Annotated in this window: 20 protein-coding genes; 8 read left to right on the top strand and 12 right to left on the bottom strand. The window is 58.6% G+C overall.

Annotated elements, in window-relative coordinates:
* Window positions 1-27: 27 nt before the first annotated feature.
* Entirely contained in the window at window positions 28-1407 is a 1380-nt protein-coding gene (locus K7W42_RS17790; RefSeq protein ID WP_224576296.1) for an HsdM family class I SAM-dependent methyltransferase, read from the bottom strand.
* On the bottom strand, window positions 1404-2006 hold the full coding sequence (locus tag K7W42_RS17785) for a restriction endonuclease subunit S domain-containing protein (protein ID WP_224576294.1): 603 nt from the start codon (window positions 2004-2006) through the stop codon (window positions 1404-1406). Before K7W42_RS17785 ends, K7W42_RS17790 begins: the two co-directional genes overlap by 4 nt.
* Window positions 2007-2076: 70 nt before the next feature.
* Here K7W42_RS17785 and K7W42_RS17780 point away from each other — a divergent pair, with 70 nt between their 5' ends.
* Together K7W42_RS17780 and K7W42_RS17775 are read left to right on the top strand one after the other, a co-directional pair.
* The gene (locus K7W42_RS17780; protein WP_224576292.1) at window positions 2077-2274 is read left to right on the top strand and encodes a hypothetical protein; all 198 of its coding nucleotides are present in this window, start codon (window positions 2077-2079) and stop codon (window positions 2272-2274) included.
* Window positions 2275-2594: 320 nt separating this feature from the next.
* The gene (locus K7W42_RS17775; RefSeq protein ID WP_224576291.1) at window positions 2595-4370 is read left to right on the top strand and encodes a GmrSD restriction endonuclease domain-containing protein; all 1776 of its coding nucleotides are present in this window, start codon (window positions 2595-2597) and stop codon (window positions 4368-4370) included.
* A gap of 533 nt (window positions 4371-4903) precedes the next feature.
* Here the strand turns inward: K7W42_RS17775 and K7W42_RS23320 are convergent.
* Complete coding sequence (locus tag K7W42_RS23320) at window positions 4904-5590, bottom strand: recombinase family protein (protein WP_224576289.1); 687 nt, start codon at window positions 5588-5590, stop codon at window positions 4904-4906.
* 91 nt (window positions 5591-5681) lie between these two features.
* Here K7W42_RS23320 and K7W42_RS17765 point away from each other — a divergent pair, with 91 nt between their 5' ends.
* A complete protein-coding gene (locus K7W42_RS17765) occupies window positions 5682-6563 on the top strand; it encodes an FRG domain-containing protein (protein WP_224576286.1) in 882 nt (293 codons plus the stop codon).
* Window positions 6564-7539: 976 nt separating this feature from the next.
* Entirely contained in the window at window positions 7540-7866 is a 327-nt protein-coding gene (locus K7W42_RS17760) for a hypothetical protein (protein WP_224576285.1), read from the top strand.
* Between the two features lie 91 nt (window positions 7867-7957).
* On the opposite strand, the gene K7W42_RS17755 is transcribed toward K7W42_RS17760, so the two are convergent.
* Both K7W42_RS17755 and K7W42_RS17750 read right to left on the bottom strand, forming a co-directional pair.
* Entirely contained in the window at window positions 7958-9079 is a 1122-nt protein-coding gene (locus K7W42_RS17755; protein WP_224576283.1) for an HNH endonuclease, read from the bottom strand.
* Entirely contained in the window at window positions 9072-10013 is a 942-nt protein-coding gene (locus K7W42_RS17750; protein WP_224576282.1) for an HNH endonuclease, read from the bottom strand. Before K7W42_RS17750 ends, K7W42_RS17755 begins: the two co-directional genes overlap by 8 nt.
* A 229-nt stretch (window positions 10014-10242) precedes the next feature.
* Here K7W42_RS17750 and K7W42_RS17745 point away from each other — a divergent pair, with 229 nt between their 5' ends.
* Window positions 10243-10782 (top strand): ParA family protein, encoded by a 540-nt coding sequence (locus K7W42_RS17745; protein ID WP_369411383.1) that lies wholly within the window; start codon window positions 10243-10245, stop codon window positions 10780-10782.
* A complete protein-coding gene (locus tag K7W42_RS17740; RefSeq protein WP_224576278.1) occupies window positions 10779-11030 on the top strand; it encodes a hypothetical protein in 252 nt (83 codons plus the stop codon). Before K7W42_RS17745 ends, K7W42_RS17740 begins: the two co-directional genes overlap by 4 nt.
* Window positions 11031-11111: 81 nt before the next feature.
* Here the strand turns inward: K7W42_RS17740 and K7W42_RS17735 are convergent, their stop codons facing one another.
* A complete protein-coding gene (locus tag K7W42_RS17735; protein ID WP_224576276.1) occupies window positions 11112-11528 on the bottom strand; it encodes a hypothetical protein in 417 nt (138 codons plus the stop codon).
* Between the two features lie 178 nt (window positions 11529-11706).
* On the opposite strand from K7W42_RS17735, the gene K7W42_RS17730 reads away from it, so the two are divergent.
* Both K7W42_RS17730 and K7W42_RS17725 read left to right on the top strand, forming a co-directional pair.
* Window positions 11707-12456, top strand: a complete 750-nt coding sequence (locus K7W42_RS17730; RefSeq protein ID WP_224576275.1) for a hypothetical protein — start codon at window positions 11707-11709, stop codon at window positions 12454-12456.
* Between the two features lie 109 nt (window positions 12457-12565).
* Complete coding sequence (locus K7W42_RS17725) at window positions 12566-12868, top strand: HNH endonuclease (protein WP_224576274.1); 303 nt, start codon at window positions 12566-12568, stop codon at window positions 12866-12868.
* A 138-nt stretch (window positions 12869-13006) separates the two neighbouring features.
* On the opposite strand, the gene K7W42_RS17720 is transcribed toward K7W42_RS17725, so the two are convergent.
* From K7W42_RS17720 to K7W42_RS17695, 6 genes are all read right to left on the bottom strand, one after another.
* Window positions 13007-13222 carry a hypothetical protein gene (locus K7W42_RS17720; RefSeq protein ID WP_224576273.1) on the bottom strand — a complete coding sequence of 72 codons (216 nt, stop codon included), beginning with the start codon at window positions 13220-13222 and terminating at the stop codon, window positions 13007-13009.
* Window positions 13198-13563, bottom strand: coding sequence for an SMI1/KNR4 family protein (locus tag K7W42_RS17715; RefSeq protein WP_224576272.1), 366 nt, complete (start codon window positions 13561-13563; stop codon window positions 13198-13200). Before K7W42_RS17715 ends, K7W42_RS17720 begins: the two co-directional genes overlap by 25 nt.
* A 93-nt stretch (window positions 13564-13656) precedes the next feature.
* The gene (locus tag K7W42_RS17710) at window positions 13657-14070 is read right to left on the bottom strand and encodes a hypothetical protein (RefSeq protein ID WP_224576271.1); all 414 of its coding nucleotides are present in this window, start codon (window positions 14068-14070) and stop codon (window positions 13657-13659) included.
* Between the two features lie 53 nt (window positions 14071-14123).
* A complete protein-coding gene (gene rsgA / locus K7W42_RS17705) occupies window positions 14124-15197 on the bottom strand; it encodes a ribosome small subunit-dependent GTPase A (RefSeq protein WP_224576270.1) in 1074 nt (357 codons plus the stop codon).
* An 18-nt stretch (window positions 15198-15215) separates the two neighbouring features.
* A complete protein-coding gene (locus K7W42_RS17700) occupies window positions 15216-16436 on the bottom strand; it encodes an MFS transporter (RefSeq protein WP_224576269.1) in 1221 nt (406 codons plus the stop codon).
* The gene (locus K7W42_RS17695) at window positions 16426-17670 is read right to left on the bottom strand and encodes a hypothetical protein (protein WP_224576268.1); all 1245 of its coding nucleotides are present in this window, start codon (window positions 17668-17670) and stop codon (window positions 16426-16428) included. The genes K7W42_RS17700 and K7W42_RS17695 overlap by 11 nt, the downstream gene beginning before the upstream one ends.
* Window positions 17671-17689 lie beyond the last annotated feature (19 nt).

Here is a 17689-nt window from a genome sequence, read left to right as displayed (position 1 = left end):
TGATGAACAAAACAGATATCATTTCTGTCAATCGATAAAATGAATCATTTTTTCGAAGCTGGATTTCCAGAATTCGTCTGCTTTAACAAAGCTTTCTTCTAACATCTTCAATTCCGCAAAAATACTTTCAGGATCGACTTGCAATTTGTTTCCCTTCACAAATACATTTGGATCAAGGTTGAAATTATTTGAATCTAATTCATCGAAGCTCACAGGTCTCGACAGATGACCAATCACTGCGTTTTTACAGTCCTCAAGTATAGAATTGACGTTGTCGATTACAGCCGCTCGGTCTTCTTCTCGCCAATTCAGCAGAACGGATTGAGCATTGAACATCCATACAGGTTTCTGCATCTCCTGTGCACGCAGCACGACCAACGCGGTTGACACATTGGAGTATGGAAGCGCGCCAGGCGGGAGAGAGATGACTGCTTCGACCCGCTCTGCGCGCAGTAATGACTCTCGAGCATCGGCTTCAACTCCAGTACGAAAGAGCAAACTCAAAGGGGCCAGGAGCGCCACTTTGCCTCCCTGCTTCGTTGCAGCTGCTGCATGCAGCAAGAAGGCGACGTCCGCTCTTGATTTCGAAAGCATGGAAGGATGCCAGCGACCAAAACTGCGGAAGGGCGGTGTGGGTTGTTTAAGCCCTAACGGCGGAGTAGTGAGGATGAGGTCGAATTGCTCTAGCTCTTGGGCATCTACGAATTTGGGCTCGGCAAGCGTATCCCCTTGCCGCAAATCAACGTTAATCAGGCCATGTGCAGCTAAATTGAGGCCGCACAACGCCAGCGCGCGCGGGTTAATATCCTGGCCACTTAAACGAAGGTTTGTTGGGTCTCCACCATTACTGGCCACGTAACGCGCGGCAGCGATCAGGCAACTCCCCGCACCACAGGTCGGATCGTGAATGGACTGTCCTTCCTGGGGGTAGGTCAGGCCGACCATAAGCCTCAGAATGGGTTCAGGCGTGACCAGGGTTTTTCCTTCACGGTCGGAAACTGCTCCTCGGCGCAAGAGATCCTCAATCAAAGGCCCAGTCGAGATCAACCCGTGTTCAAGAGTGGGCAAGGGCAATGCCTGAAGCATCTTCCAGGTATCGCGAGAGACCCGAGCTGGTATCGAGTTGTTAACTATTGAGGTCAGGCCGATAAATATATGAGGATTGCGGTATTGCAAATCTTCAATTGTCTTTATCAGAATTTGCTCTCTATCTATCGTATTTGTGGAATATAAATCCAAAAATTCATCAAGCCTTTCAAACTTCAAGCCAAGGCTCATATAATCGTTTTGCAATTTTCCAATCGTACTAATGAGCAAAAGCAGTGCGATATGTTCGCTTGCCTCGCGTTGAGATGTGTATAGTCTTAGCTGATCAAAAGCATCGGCAATAATTCTACCAGATGTCATCGATTTTCCCTCAGCAGTTGCTTTAGAGTTGATTGGACAATCCTCTCGCGTACGTCAACCAGCTTAATTGCCTCTATTTTAAACAACTCGGTAGCGTAGAATGCATCAATGACAGCTTCTTGCTGTTCGATTGACGGAATCAAAATCTCGTATTCCCTTAAATCGCTGAGTTTTATATACATTCCAGCCGTTGTCTTACGATATTTCGAAGACAAATCATCGGATGTTATGTCCGATTTCAAGAGACATGCCAGATACGCTGGCAGGAGAAACTTTTTCGCTTTCTTGTTGAGCCGCAGGACGGCTAGCGTCGACCCTGGGATCATAGGGCCATAGCAGGAGCGCCAGACTGAGGCCCGCATGGGTTGATTTCTCAGCGACACCACGACGTCATCCCACTCCAGTTGCAGCCGTTCCATCTTTGGATCAACGGGGATGGGCTCTAGGAAACTCTCAAAGTTCAAGCGTTCCAAGTTGTGGATGGACATGATGCCAAATTGCGTCGAGCTGTTTTGAGGGGTAATTGTTGCCTGAACGCCCTGGAAAGACGCTGCTACATCCTGCAGCTGAACCAAACTGCGGTCATGAGGGCTGCTCACTTGTGGTCACCTCCATACAAGTGATATAGTAATTCACAACAGAGATCTCTGCAATACCTTGGAGGAGAGAATGAGCGGATACGAGCGCGAAAATGTAATGGTCTGGGCGATCTGTACGACGATGATCTTGATCTGGGGGGCAGTGCTCGGCGTAGCGACCCCCGGACTGATCGTCCTGAATGCGCTGGTGCTGGTGGGCATAGTTGCCCCGCGGGATTTGGCTCGGATCATGCGCGACATCGTCGCCGCCTGGCGACAAAAGCCGTAGGCCATTGGTTCTTTCCACTCGCGAAAGCTGCCCTAGGGCGTGTATGCCAAGTGCGGATATCTGGAGCAAGTGCGTCTACAACGTAAATTTAACTACAAGCACACACAGTTCTGAAGACGTTTCCCGAGGCTGAGCGACCGTCTTGACAAGTCGTTCCTTGGTGAATCTACATCCTTCCTTCCCTTGGCATACACGCCCTAGTGGGCAGCCTTCATTCTTGTGAATCCAGAGTACGCCCTGGGTGTTCTGACAGCCCCAGCCAGCCATGCCGCGAACTTGCGGCGATAAGCTCCTCATTCACCGCATACTCTGCCTTATCCATGGACATCACCCCAGATAAGCGGAAGCTTGTGGCTTTGGTCGAGCAGGCCCATCACGGTGATCTGTGCCTACCTGAATTCCAACGGGATTTCGTGTGGCCGCGCGATCAGGTAGCCGACTTGGTACGGTCGGTACTGCGCGGGTACTACGTGGGCTCGGTGCTCCTGCTTCACACCAACCCGGATCATCCGCCCTTCCAGCCCAGTTTCTTGCGTGGCGCGAAACCCAAGGGAACGTCCCCCCGGCCCAAGCAGCTGGTTCTCGATGGCCAGCAGCGCCTGACCTCGCTGATGTATGCCCTCACGGCCCCGAACTACAGCCTCAAGGAGACCAGTAAGCCCCGGCGCTTCTTCATCGATCTTCAGAAGGCCCTCAGCGACATTGACGACGACAGCATTGTGGTCGACGTTGCCACTGAGGATTTGGGCGATCTGGCTACGCCGGAGGGGCAGTTTGAGCGGCTGCTGCTGCCGTGCACGGCGCTGCTCGAGAGCGGCACCTTCTCGAAATGGAAGGACAAGCTCGATGATCATCTCAGCGCGACTGACAAGGCCAGGCAGCAGCAGTACCGGGACGAGTGGCGCGACCCCTGGACGGAACTCGTCGCGCGCTTTCAGACGTTTCAGGTGGCTGTGGTGGAACTCCCGCAGGTCGAAGAAAATGATTCCGATGCCCTGGGACGCATCTGCGCAATCTTCGAGAAACTGAACTCGAACGGCGTCGAGCTGAGCGTGTACGACCTGCTGACTGCCCGGCTGTACCGCTCAGGCATCAAACTCCACGACCTGTGGCGTAAGTCGTGCGAGACTCACAACCGCCTGAATGACTGGTCTGGTGGCAAAGCCGAGACCTTGAAGCTCGGGGTGATCATTCTGCGTGTGCTGGCGCTCCTGCGCGACGTCACGCCTACGCCCAAGGAGCTGATCAAACTCTCTCCCAAGGACTTTGAGAAGGACTGGAACCGCGCTGCGCAGGGTGTCGAGCGGGCCTTGGAGCACCTTGAATCGATCGGCCCAGACGGCTTTGGCGTTTTTGACCGGCAGTGGCTGCCCGGCACCGGCCTGATTGCCGTTCTGGCCGCTGGGCGCCAGCGCATCGAAGAGAAGAAGCGCGGCGGGTTCGAACGCGAGAGCCTACGCCGATGGTACTGGTGCAGCGTGTTCTTGGAGCGGTACTCGAGCGCCGTCGAAACTAAGGCACGCAGGGATTTCATGGATCTTCTGGCGTACTGGGCCGGCGGGAGCGAGCCCGGGGTGTTCGCCGAGGCGCAGGCGCGTATGGGAACACCGGCCTATTCCATCCGGGGCTCCGCATCATCTGGCAGCTCAGTGTATTCCGGCGTGTTTTGCCTGCTTGCCCTGAATGGCGCGCGCGACTGGCGGCGTAATGAGGCACTAACCCTACAGAAACTCGAGGACCATCACGTCTTCCCGCGTGCCTACCTCAAACGGGCAGGAATTACCCGCCGCATGCTGGTGAATACAGTGCTGAACCGCACCTTGATCAGTGATGAGACCAACCGGCTTATCCGCGACAAATCCCCGCGCGAGTACACCGCCTGGGAGCAGGTGTTCCCCAGTGGAGCATCCGATCAGCTACTAGCCCCTCACTTTTTGGGTGGTGCAGCAAGAGAACACTTGATCTCTGCAGATGAGACGCTGACACCGGAAGAGCTTGGGCAAAAATACGAGCATTTCCTTATAGCGCGAGAGACGTTGATTCTCGCTGAGATCCGAGCGCGGTGTGGAGTCGAACAGTCAACTTACCGCGAATAGGGGTTGCCTCCAATGGGGAACATGCAGGCATGAGGATTGAGAGCTGCTGCTCCACTCCCCTTACTGCCGCTAAACGATGTGTTTCACCTGCACACCGCGCGTGAGATATCCGCCTCGGGCACTTTGATAGCCATCATCAATCCCAAGGCATCGCTGAGGAGGTGACGTTTCCTGCCACTGACACACCCTGAATGTCAGGGACGCCCCAAGTGCCTATACCCTAGGCGCATCCCGGGATGTGTTGGGGGAGCAGACCTGGGCTGCGGCCATTCAACTCTCCTTGGCTTCCGGAGTCCTGCGACTACGTCAACTGCCCAGGATGACGGACGCCCTAGATCTACAGGAGCAGGCGCCCACTCACCTGACCGTCAGGATCACCGGCGGTCCTGTCCGGGCGGCCAAGCGCAGCCGCCCTCCAATGAGGACGCCGCAGATGTCCACAGGGTGTACCGCTGACGTTAGACAACGAAGAAGACGACCCGGAGGTCGCCTTGATTTCTCCAATATAGAGCGGTATTCAGCCTGGATCAACCCTATGCGGCCGGCTCCGTAAAAGGCTGTTTTCCCCTGTCCAGAACGCGTTTCACCTGCACGGCACTCCAGGGACCGCCCTGGCGTGTGCGGAAGCCATGCGCGTCCAGTTGCGTAGCAACCGCTCGCAGACTCAGCCCTTGCGCGCGTAGAGCACTGGCATACGCGGCAACTGGTCGCATGTCGGCTATGGCCCGGGTCCGTGAGGTAGCCGCTCCCGCCAAGCGCGCTTCAGTGGTAAGGTTCTCCGGCTTGCCGAGTTTGAGTCCACGGGCCTTCCGGGCGGCTAGAGCCGCTTTCGTCCGGGCGGAGATCAGCTGTGCCTCCCGCTCGGCAACGGCCGCCATGACGTGGATGGTCAGATTGTCGGCTTCGGGCATGTCGACCGCAACGAAGCGGACACCGGATTCCATGAGGCTGGCGACGACGGCGACGTTGCGGGCAAGACGATCTAACTTAGCGATGAGGAGCACGCCACCGATGCGGCGAGTCTGATCAAGGGCGGCTTCGAGTTGCGGCCGTCGGCGCTTCCGCGTACCAGTTTCGATCTCAGTGAACTCGAGGGTAAGTTCAAGGTCTTTGGCACGGACATAGGCGAGGACTGCAGCTTGCTGGGCTTCGAGGCCGAGACCGGATTGACCTTGTTTGGCAGTACTGACCCGATAGTAGGCAACTGCAAGGAGGCTCACTCATCCATGTTACAGCTGTCATCGGACCGTTCAAGAGATGTAACACTATACATTTACTCGATATCGACAAAGAGGAATGTAGAATTTTTGAGTGACCCCACTAGGTAAATTAGAAATCCGAAATAGCAGGTTGGTAGAATGTCCAATTACCGCATTGAAAGTATACCACGTTAATGACCAGCATGCGTTGGTTCAGGCGGCCGGCTATATAAAATATTTAGTTGCTCAAAAAAATAATCAAAACGTTTATTATAGAGGTCAGTCGCAAATATATACCGAGCTTCTACCTTCCTTATACAGAGGAGTTGGCACGCCCGCCGGAAGAAGCGCTAAAACCGAAAGTCTAAATAAATTAGTGGCAAATCTAAAGAAATCAGAGGGAATTTTCAAAAATATGCCCGATCTAGTAGTTGAACCACTGCTTCAACACTACGGAATTCAGACGACTTGGCTCGATTTAGTAGATAATATTTGGGTGGCTCTTTGGTTTGCTTGCTATAAATCGGTTTCGGCAGGCAAAGATAATAAATACTTAAACTTTGAGAAAAGAGTAGAAAGAAGGGAAAATGATGATAAAAGATACGCATATATATATTTGATCTCTACAGATTTGGCAAATGCCGCAGTAGTCCATCCAGGCGTGTGGAAGGGCAGCAAAACTGAACTTGTGGATCTAAGGTTAGCCGCCCCTTCAATATTTTTGCGCCCCCATGCGCAACATGGCCTTCTGTTCAGAAATTTAGGCATTCCCGGTGGGCGCGCTCCTGACTATTCATCCTCAATCGCGGGAATTTTGCGAATTAATCTGTCAGATGCACTTGAGTGGTTAGGCGATGGAAGGCTGCTTGACACTCACTCTCTCTTTCCGCCAGCTACCTACGATAATGGCTACAGAATCCTGTTGGAGAGTCAGTCAATCTTTGAAGTAGACATAAAATTATCCATAGGTACGATAAACTATTTAGGCACTTGAATTTATAAATTACTTTGGGAACTCTGTCGTTTTAATTAAACAAACATCGCAAAGAACAGGATCATAGACATACGAGCTCGCCCCAATTTATTTCGATCGAGCCCTCTTCGGTAGTGTATGGTCAACACACTTTGACCCTCGACGCTTTCTCACGATTTTCACTGATCTTTGCTTTAATTCATAGCAACCCGTTAAAATAGCCGAAGTTCTAACAAATAAGGGAGACCGGCCTACGTCTGGTCAATCTAGAGGACGGTGCCGGGCCGGTAAGCTAATGATTTACGCCCGGATCATTAACTAGGGAACAACGAGTAGGTAGGACATGTCGCACCGCTGGCCCTCCCGTAAAGAGTTGTACGACTTGATGTGGTCCAAGCCAGCTAAGCAGGTGGCCATCGATCTGGGGCTATCCGGCCCCGCCATGACGAAAGCCTGCGCGCGACTGAATGTTCCCTTACTGGGCCAAGCGTCATGCGGGCCAGAAGGTTGAACGCCCGCCCCTCCCAGCCGAAATCAAAACCTGTCAAGCCTCTGCAGACATTCCATGCGCCGGTAGTGATGCGCGTACCCTCCCAGGCACCGCTGATCTAAGCGGCCGAAGCCGTTTATGCCCAGGCCGACCTGGACGTCTGGGGCCGCATCGTCCTCACCGACCAGCGCCACCTGAACCTGATGGTGTCGCGTGAAGCGCTGCCCTGAGCCCTGAACCTCATGGCCCTGATCCTCGACAGCCTGAAGGGTACGGATCTCACATAGCTACCGTACCGTCCTCAAGAGCAGCCAGGATCAGTTGTACCTGCGGGTCAAGGAGAAGTTGTGTTCACAACCGGACCTGCCGCTTCTGACGCGCCGCTTCCTCTCTTCGTTCGAACCCCCTGTCCGGCAGAAAGCTGTGGGCACCGGCCGACTCATGTTCCTGACGCGCGAGCCGGACGACTAGCTGTACGAGATTGCCTGGTCGGACGGCAAACTCACTTTGGATGAGCAACTGCCTGTGATCCTCTCGTCGTTCCAGCGCCTCTCGGAAGTGGCAGAAGCGAAGCGGGAGGCCAGGCGCCAGGAGGAAGAGATCCGCCGCGCCGAGCAGCAGCGCCTGGAGGCCACACGTCACCGGGCCGCTGCTCTTCAGACCGAACTCAAGCGCCGGGAGGATGAAACGAACGCCTGTCGTGAAGCTCTGCATCAGCAGGCAAGACGTTGGGAGGAGATCCAAAGGCTCCAGGCGTATCTGGCGTGGTTAGACCAGGAACAAGCTACGAATAAGACCTATCAGGGAGAGGAGTATCCGCTGTGGCGCGCTTGAGCGAGTGAGAAACTCGGGCAGGCCACTCACCAACACCAATCGTCCCTGCAGCAGTTGATGGGTCGAATCCACGACATGAAGCAATGGCCGCCTAATAGCGGGGAACATTGCGGGCCTGTGCCACAGCGTCGCTGAGTCGAATGACTTCCGCGGTGATGTGCGGCGCAGCCAGCAGACGGCCGAAGCGGCCATGAACATCCTCTTGGAGGCTGCTCCCCAGTCTTGGTGCGGTCATATAGCCTGCATAAATCCGCGTCAGGAAAGGGGCGGCTTGGCGGAGCCGCGCGTCCCCAGGAATCCGGTCGCGTTTGACGTGCATGTTGTGCTGTGGATCGCTGGGCACCAGGTTCCACAGCTCGTTGATGGGATGGACTGAGACAGGAATCAGGTGGTCAAGATTGAAGTCGTCAGCGCCAAGGTCCCGCCCCGTCCAGGGGCAGGCGAATGGGGTCCCCTCCAGCAGCAACAGCCTCACCTGGTTCCGTTCCCAGGTGAGGGGCACCCGAGCTTCCGGAACGGCGGTCAGCAGTGTGAACACGTCTCCGCGAGTGACCGCTGGTGTCTGATCGACGCGCTCCACGAACAGGCTCCATTCATGGAGGCACAGCGCCTCGACCCACAGAGAGAGGTCCCGCAGGGCCTGCCACATGGTGGCAGGAACGACGAACGCGGGTTCATCGGGTCGAGCGCCCGGGAGGGGAACGCCCAGCAAGGTGCGAGCGGGGAGGGGGGGACCGAAGACGCCGTGAGGACCCCATGGCCCTGCAAACTTCACGGGCTGCTTCACAGTCTGAACCATGGCGGACAGGGTCTGCTCGGTCAGCATGAGGAGTTCGGGGTCGAGCCGACCACGTCCTGTGCGGTACTCGGCCAGGAGCAGCGCGCCGTCCGCCGGGTGGCTGCGGGTGTAGGGCAAAGCCTCCCAGGCGAGCCGCAACCGGGTCAGGGCGGCACGAAAACTCATGTCCTGCCGGCGCACGCCATCACGCAGCGACCTGGCGCCCTGCTGCACCTCCCGTTCCCCGACAAACGGCCAGTAGGAGACCAGCCAGCGCTCGGCCACCCGGCGGAGCGGCACGATGACGTCCTGGTCCGGCAACCAGGGGTACTCCAGAGCGAGATCGTTCAGCGCGCGGATCAACGCGAACTTGTAGGTGTTGGACTTCGCCTCATGCCGCAGCAGGGTGGCCAGCACCTCACGGCCGTCATGCACGGTAGACCCGCTCCGCGTGGTACAGCAGCCGTTCACGGGTCACCGGCATGAAGCCCCGATGAGGTTCCGCAAGCGCTTGCCCCTCCAGAGCGTAATAGTGGCGTCCGTTGTGAAACTCCTCGCGGATGCGGCCGCTCACCAGCAGGCGACGGTCGTCCGGGTCCACCGTGATGTACCCCTGGTCGTACAGGCGGTGCAGGTCGCTACGCAGCAGGAGGCCGTTGCTCACGTCATGAGGGCCTCCCTCCGCGTACGGCTGAACGTGGGCTGCCTCGAGCACAGGTAAGGTCTTCTCTCCAGTGAGCGCACAGCGGCGCTCATATGCTTCCGTAACCAAGGCCCGGAACGCCCCCTGTCCCAGCCGCGGGCGCACGATCTTCGGCGCCCCAAATCGAGGGGTACTCACCGCCGCGAGCGTCGCAGGCCGTTCCTCTACCTCCTGCAGCGGTTTCGCCTGCAGGCGTTCAGCCACAGCATCAAATAGCCACCTCCCCTCTTCGGTAGCGGTGTCGTACCCCTTTCCCACAACGACATTGGGCTTGAAGCTGGCAGGAACATGAATCCACTCCTCACGCTTCAGGAAGAACGGCTCAGCAAGCATCAGGCAGGTGAGGTCGGGGTTGCCGAGGTCCTCTTCAGGCTGACGGCGGTACTTCGCGATGCGCCGCCGCATCTCTGGCAGAGTCCTCACGCCGTTGGCCTCACCAAAGGACTCCCAGGCGAGGCTGAGCGGAAGTCGCAAGGCCCGGGCGAAGAACCCCCCGCCCACGATGAAGTGGTGGGGAGCATGGAGCTTGAACAGGAACAGTTCGCCTTCGCTCAGCGCCTGAAAACCCAAGCCACTGGGCCGCCAGAAGTTCACTTCCGCCCAGCTTGGACGTTCCGCCAGCAGGTGGAACCACTGGTCGTCCGTCACGCCGACGAAAAGCCGCATAAGTCAGCGTAGTACACCAGCCCGGGACCAAGGAGAGGGCGATGATCGCTAGTTCTACGCCTCAACGATCGCCTCACGGACTGTGTGAGCACTCAACCTGCAAGCTTGCCCGAACCTCTGGCAACTGTCCGATGGTACGAAGTTATGTCTATAGGTGCTAATTTCTGCAGCCAGCATCCTACTCTTTCTTTCTTTCAAGTAATATTCCTTCATGGCAGAAGTGATCTCTGTGCTTTCCCGCAAAGGTGGGGTGGGCAAGACGCTCACCGCCATGTATACGGCCGCACTCCTCAAAACCCAAGGCCGCGATGTGGCTGTTCTGGACAAAGACCCCGAAGGCAGCGCTGGGGCGTGGGCACGCGCGGCTGGGAATCTCCCTTTCCCGGTCTATCCCGAAGGCAAGCAAGCGCAGGCCATGAAACATGCTGTGGTGGTAGTGGATACACCGCCTAACGATCCCAAGGCCCTCGGCGACGCCGCTCGCATGGCTGCCCGCGTCCTGGTCGTGGCCAAATGCAATGCCCTGGAAGCTGACCGCCTAGTACCCACACTCGACGCCCTGGCTGCTTCTGGCTTCAGTGGGCCCTGGGGCATCCTCCTGACCCAGGCACGAGGGGGTCTGGGGCGCGAGATGAAAGCAGCCCTGGAGGACGAGGACCTGCCGGTGTACGGCATCATTCCGCACCTCATTAAATTCGAGCGGGCCTTTGGCACCCTGCCGGATGGCCTGACCGAGTACCGCGAAGCCCTGGCAGAGGTGCTGGCATGACGAAGAAAGGCAAGGGCCTGAGCATCGGCGCGGCTATGAAGCAACGGATGCAGGAAACGGACAGCCCAGCCGTTGAGGACGCGCCCGAAAAGCCGGTGAAAGAGACGCCTGAAACGCTGGAGTCCTTCAACACGCGTCTGCCCATTGGGCTGCACCGTCGCCTGAAGATGCACGCTGCCGCCGAGGGCCGCAAGATTCAGGATGTTGTGCAGACTGCGCTGATCGACTATCTGGAGAAGAAAGAATAATTTCTTTCTGACAAGAAAGCTATGAGGCAAAGAGGTGGGCCGGAATGCCCAGCTCAGCCAACAGTTGTGATCAGGACTTTGTCACTCTTGAGATTCCCCCACCACGATCGTTTTGTTCTGCAGACGTTCTGGTGGGTTCGGTGGCCACTGCAGCCTGCGCAGTGCGTCCCGCGCAGCTGACCGGACGATGACCCACCAGGAACTGGTCGCCAGCGCGTCGGACGTCCAGAGTTCCGTCTCCTGAAGTGCCGTCATCTGGGTCAGGAGAAGGTCGATCTTCTTCAACGCTTGGCACTGGTCGGGTGTCCAGTCTGCCAGGTACCCATCGCGTACTGCGGGCACGTACCACGCGTCGAAATCTATCGCCATCTCATCCCCTGCCATGGGGTTCTCTGCCAGGAGCTGCTGTTGAACCTCAGGGGATTGAGCCAGTGCGCGGACGGCGTCCTCAAGATAAGAGAGGTTGATTTCAGCGGGGGTAGCGTCGACCGTCAGCACACTGCACTCTACGACCGGGCTTCCGCTGGAAACGATTTGTGAGAGTGACAAAGTCCTGTGGTGGGGAGGTAGAAAACCCTGCAGAACAGGTTGAGGGCCTGTCACCCGGCCCAAGCGTTGCCCACAGCGATGCGCATCTGAGCCCATCAGACTCCAGACCGCTGCCTATGCTGTCTGCATGATGCGTACACTCCTCCTGGCCCTGATGCTGTTCCCAGCAAGCCAAGCCTTTGCTCAGGAGCGGGTTCTTTACGACTCGCGCCTCCCCTATCCAGAACCGCGCCTGACCGAAAGCGAGCGCAGCCGCGTTCAGTACCTGGCCCGCCAGGCTGCTGAGCAACGTGCCTGGAGCGAGGACGACGCTGGCATGGATTTCTGCGACGGCTCGGACTTCCGGATTGAAGGGGCGGCGCCTGGGGCGTTCACCGTCAAGGGACGCCAGCAGACCGCGTACGTCTACACCTTCTGCTTCAGGCGCCCGGGCAACCTGCAGGGGCTGGTGGTGCTGGATGGTCTGAACGTGGCCGCCCATTACGTCTTCGTCAACCACATCTCGTCCATGTACGCCCTGAAAGACATCAATCGCAACGGGTTCACCGAGCTGGTGCTGGACGGCGGTTTCACCGGACAGGGCTACACCGAAGGCTGGCTGGACATCGTGGAACTTGGCCCTGTCCGGCGTCTGTTGGGACAACTGAACTATGAGCACCTGCCTCAGCCGTATCACGACAACTGCGGCGTAGTGGAATCAGGTGGGCAGTGGACCAGCGCCCTGATTCGTGTCACCCCTGGCCCCACACCCCGCTACACCTGGCAGCAATTGACTGGCCGCTGCGGGAATGAGCGGGTGGCCACCCGCACAGGGCCGATCAAGCCACTCAAACTCACCCCGGCTCCCACGGGATGGGCCAAGGGCCCAATGAAATAAGCCCACTGTAGAAGGGGATGCTCTCTACTCCGAAAGCGGCTCGAGATATGAAAGAATAGAAGTAAGTAATTTTTCTTTCTAACTTCCAAGTATCCTGTAAGGAGGAGAGGTGGGCAGAAACTACGCCAAGGCTCGTGACCCAAAGACGGGAAAACGGCGACGGGTGCATCGGCTGCGCGCCGAAGAAGCCCTAGGGCGTCCACTTCTTCCAGGGGAAGTAGTTCATCACCGGGATGGCGACGCCCGCAACAACGCCCGCGAGAACCTCCTAGTGCTCCCCAGCCAGCGGTACCACGCTCACATTGAGTACCACCTGCGCTGCCAAAAACGGGGGCAACCGCTTCTTTTCCCAGAGTTCCTGCACTCCGTGGAGGAACAGCGTTCAGGAACTCTGTTTGAGAGCCTCTGCTGAGTTGGGGAGGCCACATTACCTCCCATGCTCACTTTCTTTCAAGAAAGAAGCAGTTCATCCCTCTGTTCCGGAAAACTCGAAGATCGCGCGTTGCTTGAATCCCTGGTGGCTGGAAAGCCACCGCTTCCGAGCGTCTGATTACCCTTTTATCGTCAGGATAAAATTGAGGTACGACCTGACGTCTATGCCCCTGAAATCGTCCCAGATGCCGTGGTGATTCTCCAGCAGGAACACAGCCGGCTCTTTTTTGCGGACGAAGGCCAGGATGCAGGCGCGGTCGTCACTGAACAGGTCAAATGGTCGCATGGCCGCGTAGAATTCCTCGACACTCAGCGCCTGACCATGGAACCCCATCTCAGCGCCTCCTGAAGCGGCAGAATATTGATGGCTGCCGAGGCGTACTCATCCCTGCTGTTTTCGACGTCCATGCCGGCGAACTCCAGGATGGCAGCTTGGCGCTCCGCCTTACTCAGCCCGGGTTTGAGGAACCACTTCAGTCTCAGCCCGTTCATCTGCCGGTATAAGGCCCGGAGGTCGTCCGTCAGCACGTAGCCCGTCTCACCTTCAAGCGCCCGGATCGCTTCACCAGGGAGCGGGTCGCCCAGGGTGAAAGCTTCTACAGTCAACAGGGGGTGGCGCCTGAGCCCGTCGGCCAGCCTCGTCAAGGCCTGCCGGTAATCAGGGAATGGCGTCATAGAGCCGGCTCAACGCTGCCCTGCCACTCAGGTGCAGGGAGAAATGCCGCTCGCCTATACCCACATAGGCAAGCGGCACTCGTGACCGCTTCTTCAGGCGTCATGCCGGACGTACACCAGCATGTCGTCGCTGGGAGAGGCCGCCCCCAGCAGGTGAAAGTGATTTCTCTGCAGAAAAAGCCGTGTCTGGGCATCCGGCGCTTCACTCAGGCCGGTGAATCCCGTCGCCGACTGGTGCTGCAACAGTGTCCAGATCAGCAGAAAGCTCCCGATGTTCTTTCCCCGGTCGGCCGCGGGCACAAAGGCATAGACCGTGTTCTGGAACTGCCGCTCCTGGACTTCAATCGTCGGGGCGAACGCGCTGACGCCCAACAGGGTGCCGTCCGGGGTCCGCGCGGCGTACCACTGGCTGTCCGGGGTGCTGGTGAAGACATCAAGCATGGCGGGGGCGTCCTGGGTGCGGAGAAAAGCAGCGGCTTCGTGGGGCTCGATGGGGTTGAACAACATGGCAATTCCTCCAGAAAGATGCCGCGCAGGGCGGGCAGGAACATCAGGGCAGCTTAGCGTTTGCCCTTCATCCGCAGGTGCGTGTCAATGCGCTGCCGGCGGTTCCGGGCTTCTTTTTTGGCGGCACCCTGCCGGTCATAGGTTTCCACCAGGGTGGCTTCCTGCAGCAGCTGCCGGAAGTTCCGGAGCCGGCCCGGGTCCAGGGTGCCTTCATCCACCGCGGCCCGGACGGCGCAGCCCGGCTCCTTGCTGTGGGTGCAGTCCCGGTACTGACAGGCATGCGTCAAGGCTTCGATGTCAGAAAAGACGTCCTGGACGTCGCGCTCCTCAGCCCATACCTGAATCTCGCGAATACCGGGGTTGTCGATCAGGATGCCGCCGCCACCCAGGGGCAGCAGGTCCCTTCGTGTGGTGGTGTGCCGGCCTTTGTCGTCCACGCTGCGCACGAGACCGTGCGCCTGCACCTCGCGGCCGCACAGGGCATTGATCAGGCTGGACTTCCCCACCCCGGAAGAACCGACGATCGCGATGGTGCGTTTCAGGTATGGCGCGAGCTGCTCCAGACCCAGACCCTCCTGCACAGAGAGGGGAAGCACCGGCACGCCCAGGGCCACCGCGCGCAGTTCCTCCATCAGATGGTCCGGATCGTCTGCCTTGTCGATCTTGTTCAGCAGCACGACCGGCTGCGCCTGCGCCTGGCGGGTGCAGGAGAGGTACCGCTCCACACGCCGCACGCTGAAGTCCTGGTCGGCGGCCACCACGATGAAGATGTAGTCGATGTTGGCGGCAATCTCCTGCTTTTCCAGGCTGCGGGAGTAGGCCCAGTCCTTACTCATGAACGCCCGGGAGAGCAGGCTCTTGCGGTCCAGAACGTGGTGAATGTACGCCTCGTCTTCGCCCATCAGGGACACCAGCACCCAGTCCCCCACCGCCACGGACTTCTGTTCGAAGTGCTGCAGGCGCCCGGAGAGAACCGCCCGCCGCTCACCACTGGTAGTCACGACGCCGTACATGGTCCGTTCGACATAGCTGACGCGGGCGGGTTCCAGGCGGGTGTCGGCGTACTGGGCGAGTTGCGCTTCGAAGTGAGGGTCCCAGCCAAGGTCGTTCAGGGGCATCATGGTCATGGTGGTGTCCTTTGGAGGTCAGTCGGCGGCGACGGCGGTGAGGGAGGACTGAGCCAGCAGGTTCTTGCGCACCAGATAGGCCACGAGACCGAGGGAGACGATCAGCAGGGCACCAGCGAACACGGTGTAGATCGTGGTGGTGGAGACGAGCGTAATCATGCCGGAGAGCGTCAGGTACGCCAGGGGCATGCCGCCACGTTCGATCAGCCCCATGATGCCGAACACACGGCCCCGGATGTCGTCACGGATGAGCGTCTGGATGCTGGTGTAGGCGATGGTGCTGCTGGTGACGTTGAGAAACCCGAGCAGCAGGGCGATGGCGAAGTAGGCCACCGGGTGGGCGGTCAGGGCGGCGGCCAGCAGGACCACGGGAGCGGCGAGGACACCAGCTACCAGGATGTCGCGGCGGAACAGGCGCTCATTGAAGTAGGCGGTGGCGAGGCCGGCGAGGAGGGTGCCCACGGAGTAGACGGCGAAGAACGTGCCGAACATGGCGCTGCTGAACTGTTCCGGCAGGGTGATGCGGAACGGCGCGATGTAGACGGAGCTCAGGAAGATCAGCAGGGGGCAGATGATCATGCCGCTGCTCACCATGTACTGGAAGACGGGCCAGCTTCCTTCTGCTTTCGCGGTGGGGTTCTGCCTGGCCGCCGCCGCAGCTTCCTTATCGCCAGTATTGATGAGCAGGAACACGAGGCCCATCAGCAGGAAGGTCACGGCGTCAACAATGATGGTGGTCGTCGACCCGGCGAACGCGACGAGGGTGCCGCCCAGCAGAAAGCCGAGAATGCCGGCGGTGTCGTACATCGAGCCCATGAGGCCGTTGGCGCGCATCATCTGGTCCCTGGGGACCATCCGGGGGATCAGCTTGCCGACCGCTGGGCGGTACACCAGTCCGGTGAGGCCGTTGATGAGATTGACCGCGTAGACGAGCGCCACATGAAAGTGGCCCATCAGGGTGGCGATGACCAGGGCCAGCAACAGCAGCCCGCGGATCACGTCCCCCATCACCAGCATGGGCTTCAGGGCGTACTTGTCGACCAGGGCGCCTGCTTTCGGGCTCAGCAGCGCGGTGGCGGCAGAGATCGCCAGGCTGATGGCAAAACCGGTGGTGGAGCCGGTCTTCTCGTAGATCAGGTAGCCCAGGGCGACCGAGGTGAGGGTGCTGCCGAAGCTGGAGAAGCCGGTGGCCGCAAAGTAGGCCGCGAAGTTTCTGTTCCAGAGTTTTTCAGGATGCATGAGCAGCTCCCATTCGTGCGGCGGCCAGGGCTTCCTGCTGGTCGAGGGTCCGCTCCAGCTCCGCAACGGTCTGGTCATGGCCCTGTTCCGCGTGGGCCACGAGTATCATTTCGAGAATGCGTCGCTCGATGAGCGGGAAGACGGCATAGCGGCGGCGCAGGATGTCGAGGGCTTCTTCCAGGAAGGGCAGCGAGTCGCCGTAGCGCTCGGCCATGATGAAGTTGTAGCCCTGGATGGCCAGCGCTTCGACGAGCGATTCGTCGTGCTGGGCCCGGCAGAAGTCGATCACCTTGTGCATCGTCCGGATGGACTGCGCCGTCTCATGGCGGATGTTCAGCATCATCACGTAGTTCTCGTGAATCTGAACATAGTAGCGCTTTTTGATGTCTGAGTCGTAGTGCAGGCCGTCTCCATCGATCCGGGCGATGCCGTCAATGAGGTGGGCGGCACGTTCAATCTCCCGGAAGGCCAGTTCGGACTGATCGCTTTTCAGGTAGTAGAGCGCGCGAATGTTGCTGATCATGGACTGGCAGAAGTCGTGGAACTCCTGGCTGTCACTGGCGGACTGCAGGTACGCTTCAGCGGCCTGCATGAACGCGTTGAGCTGCCCAACCGACGCGTTGTCAAAGCGCTTCACGCTGGCCACGATCTTGCGGTACAGGATGGAGAAGCGGATGTACTCGTTGTGGAACAGGCCGAACGCCTGGTCGTACAGGTTGAAGCAGCTGGGATCCGCGTTGATGGCCAGCATGTTGGCGGTGTTGAACGTCAGGATGGGCCCGTATTCGGCGTCCGTTCTGACGAGGTCAGCCAGCTGCGGCAGCACCAGCTCCGTGCAGACGCGGCCCGCGTCACTCCAGGAGCCCACACGATTCACGTAATAGTTCAGCAGGGCGTCCAGATCCCTGGCGGATGAGGCCGCCGCCTGCCCAAAAAAATCCTCGATGTCTCCGCGTTCCCCCAGCAGTTTCGCCGTGAAGGCGTCCTGGGTCGTCAGGCCCTGCAACGCCAGTTCCACGTCGGTGCGGTTCACCGACACCAGAATCTGGCGGGTGAAGACACTGGGATTCTCACTGCGCCGCAGCCCCAGGTCCGACAGGTGGTTGGCGGCGTAATCCATCAGCGCGGTGGGCTGGTTCAGCACGTAGGCGCGCACGTCGCCGCGCAGGTGGCCGCGCTGGATGAGAGCAGTGAAGAAGCGGTGGGTGGGAGCGGATTCAACGAGGTGTTCCATTGTTAGGTGTCCTTAAAAG

The organism is Deinococcus betulae (genome assembly GCF_020166395.1).
In the GTDB taxonomy this organism is placed as follows: domain Bacteria; phylum Deinococcota; class Deinococci; order Deinococcales; family Deinococcaceae; genus Deinococcus; species Deinococcus betulae.
This window is presented reverse-complemented; position numbering and strand designations above follow the sequence as displayed.

Coding starts and splice junctions, on each gene's coding strand:
- K7W42_RS17790 (WP_224576296.1), bottom strand. CDS start 1,407: ATGACATCTGGTAGAATTATTGCCGATGCTTTTGATCAGCTAAGACTA.
- K7W42_RS17780 (WP_224576292.1), top strand. CDS start 2,077: ATGAGCGGATACGAGCGCGAAAATGTAATGGTCTGGGCGATCTGTACG.
- K7W42_RS17775 (WP_224576291.1), top strand. CDS start 2,595: ATGGACATCACCCCAGATAAGCGGAAGCTTGTGGCTTTGGTCGAGCAG.
- K7W42_RS17750 (WP_224576282.1), bottom strand. CDS start 10,013: ATGCGGCTTTTCGTCGGCGTGACGGACGACCAGTGGTTCCACCTGCTG.
- K7W42_RS17740 (WP_224576278.1), top strand. CDS start 10,779: ATGACGAAGAAAGGCAAGGGCCTGAGCATCGGCGCGGCTATGAAGCAA.
- K7W42_RS17730 (WP_224576275.1), top strand. CDS start 11,707: ATGATGCGTACACTCCTCCTGGCCCTGATGCTGTTCCCAGCAAGCCAA.
- K7W42_RS17720 (WP_224576273.1), bottom strand. CDS start 13,222: ATGGGGTTCCATGGTCAGGCGCTGAGTGTCGAGGAATTCTACGCGGCC.
- K7W42_RS17715 (WP_224576272.1), bottom strand. CDS start 13,563: ATGACGCCATTCCCTGATTACCGGCAGGCCTTGACGAGGCTGGCCGAC.
- K7W42_RS17710 (WP_224576271.1), bottom strand. CDS start 14,070: ATGTTGTTCAACCCCATCGAGCCCCACGAAGCCGCTGCTTTTCTCCGC.
- rsgA (WP_224576270.1), bottom strand. CDS start 15,197: ATGACCATGATGCCCCTGAACGACCTTGGCTGGGACCCTCACTTCGAA.
- K7W42_RS17700 (WP_224576269.1), bottom strand. CDS start 16,436: ATGCATCCTGAAAAACTCTGGAACAGAAACTTCGCGGCCTACTTTGCG.
- K7W42_RS17695 (WP_224576268.1), bottom strand. CDS start 17,670: ATGGAACACCTCGTTGAATCCGCTCCCACCCACCGCTTCTTCACTGCT.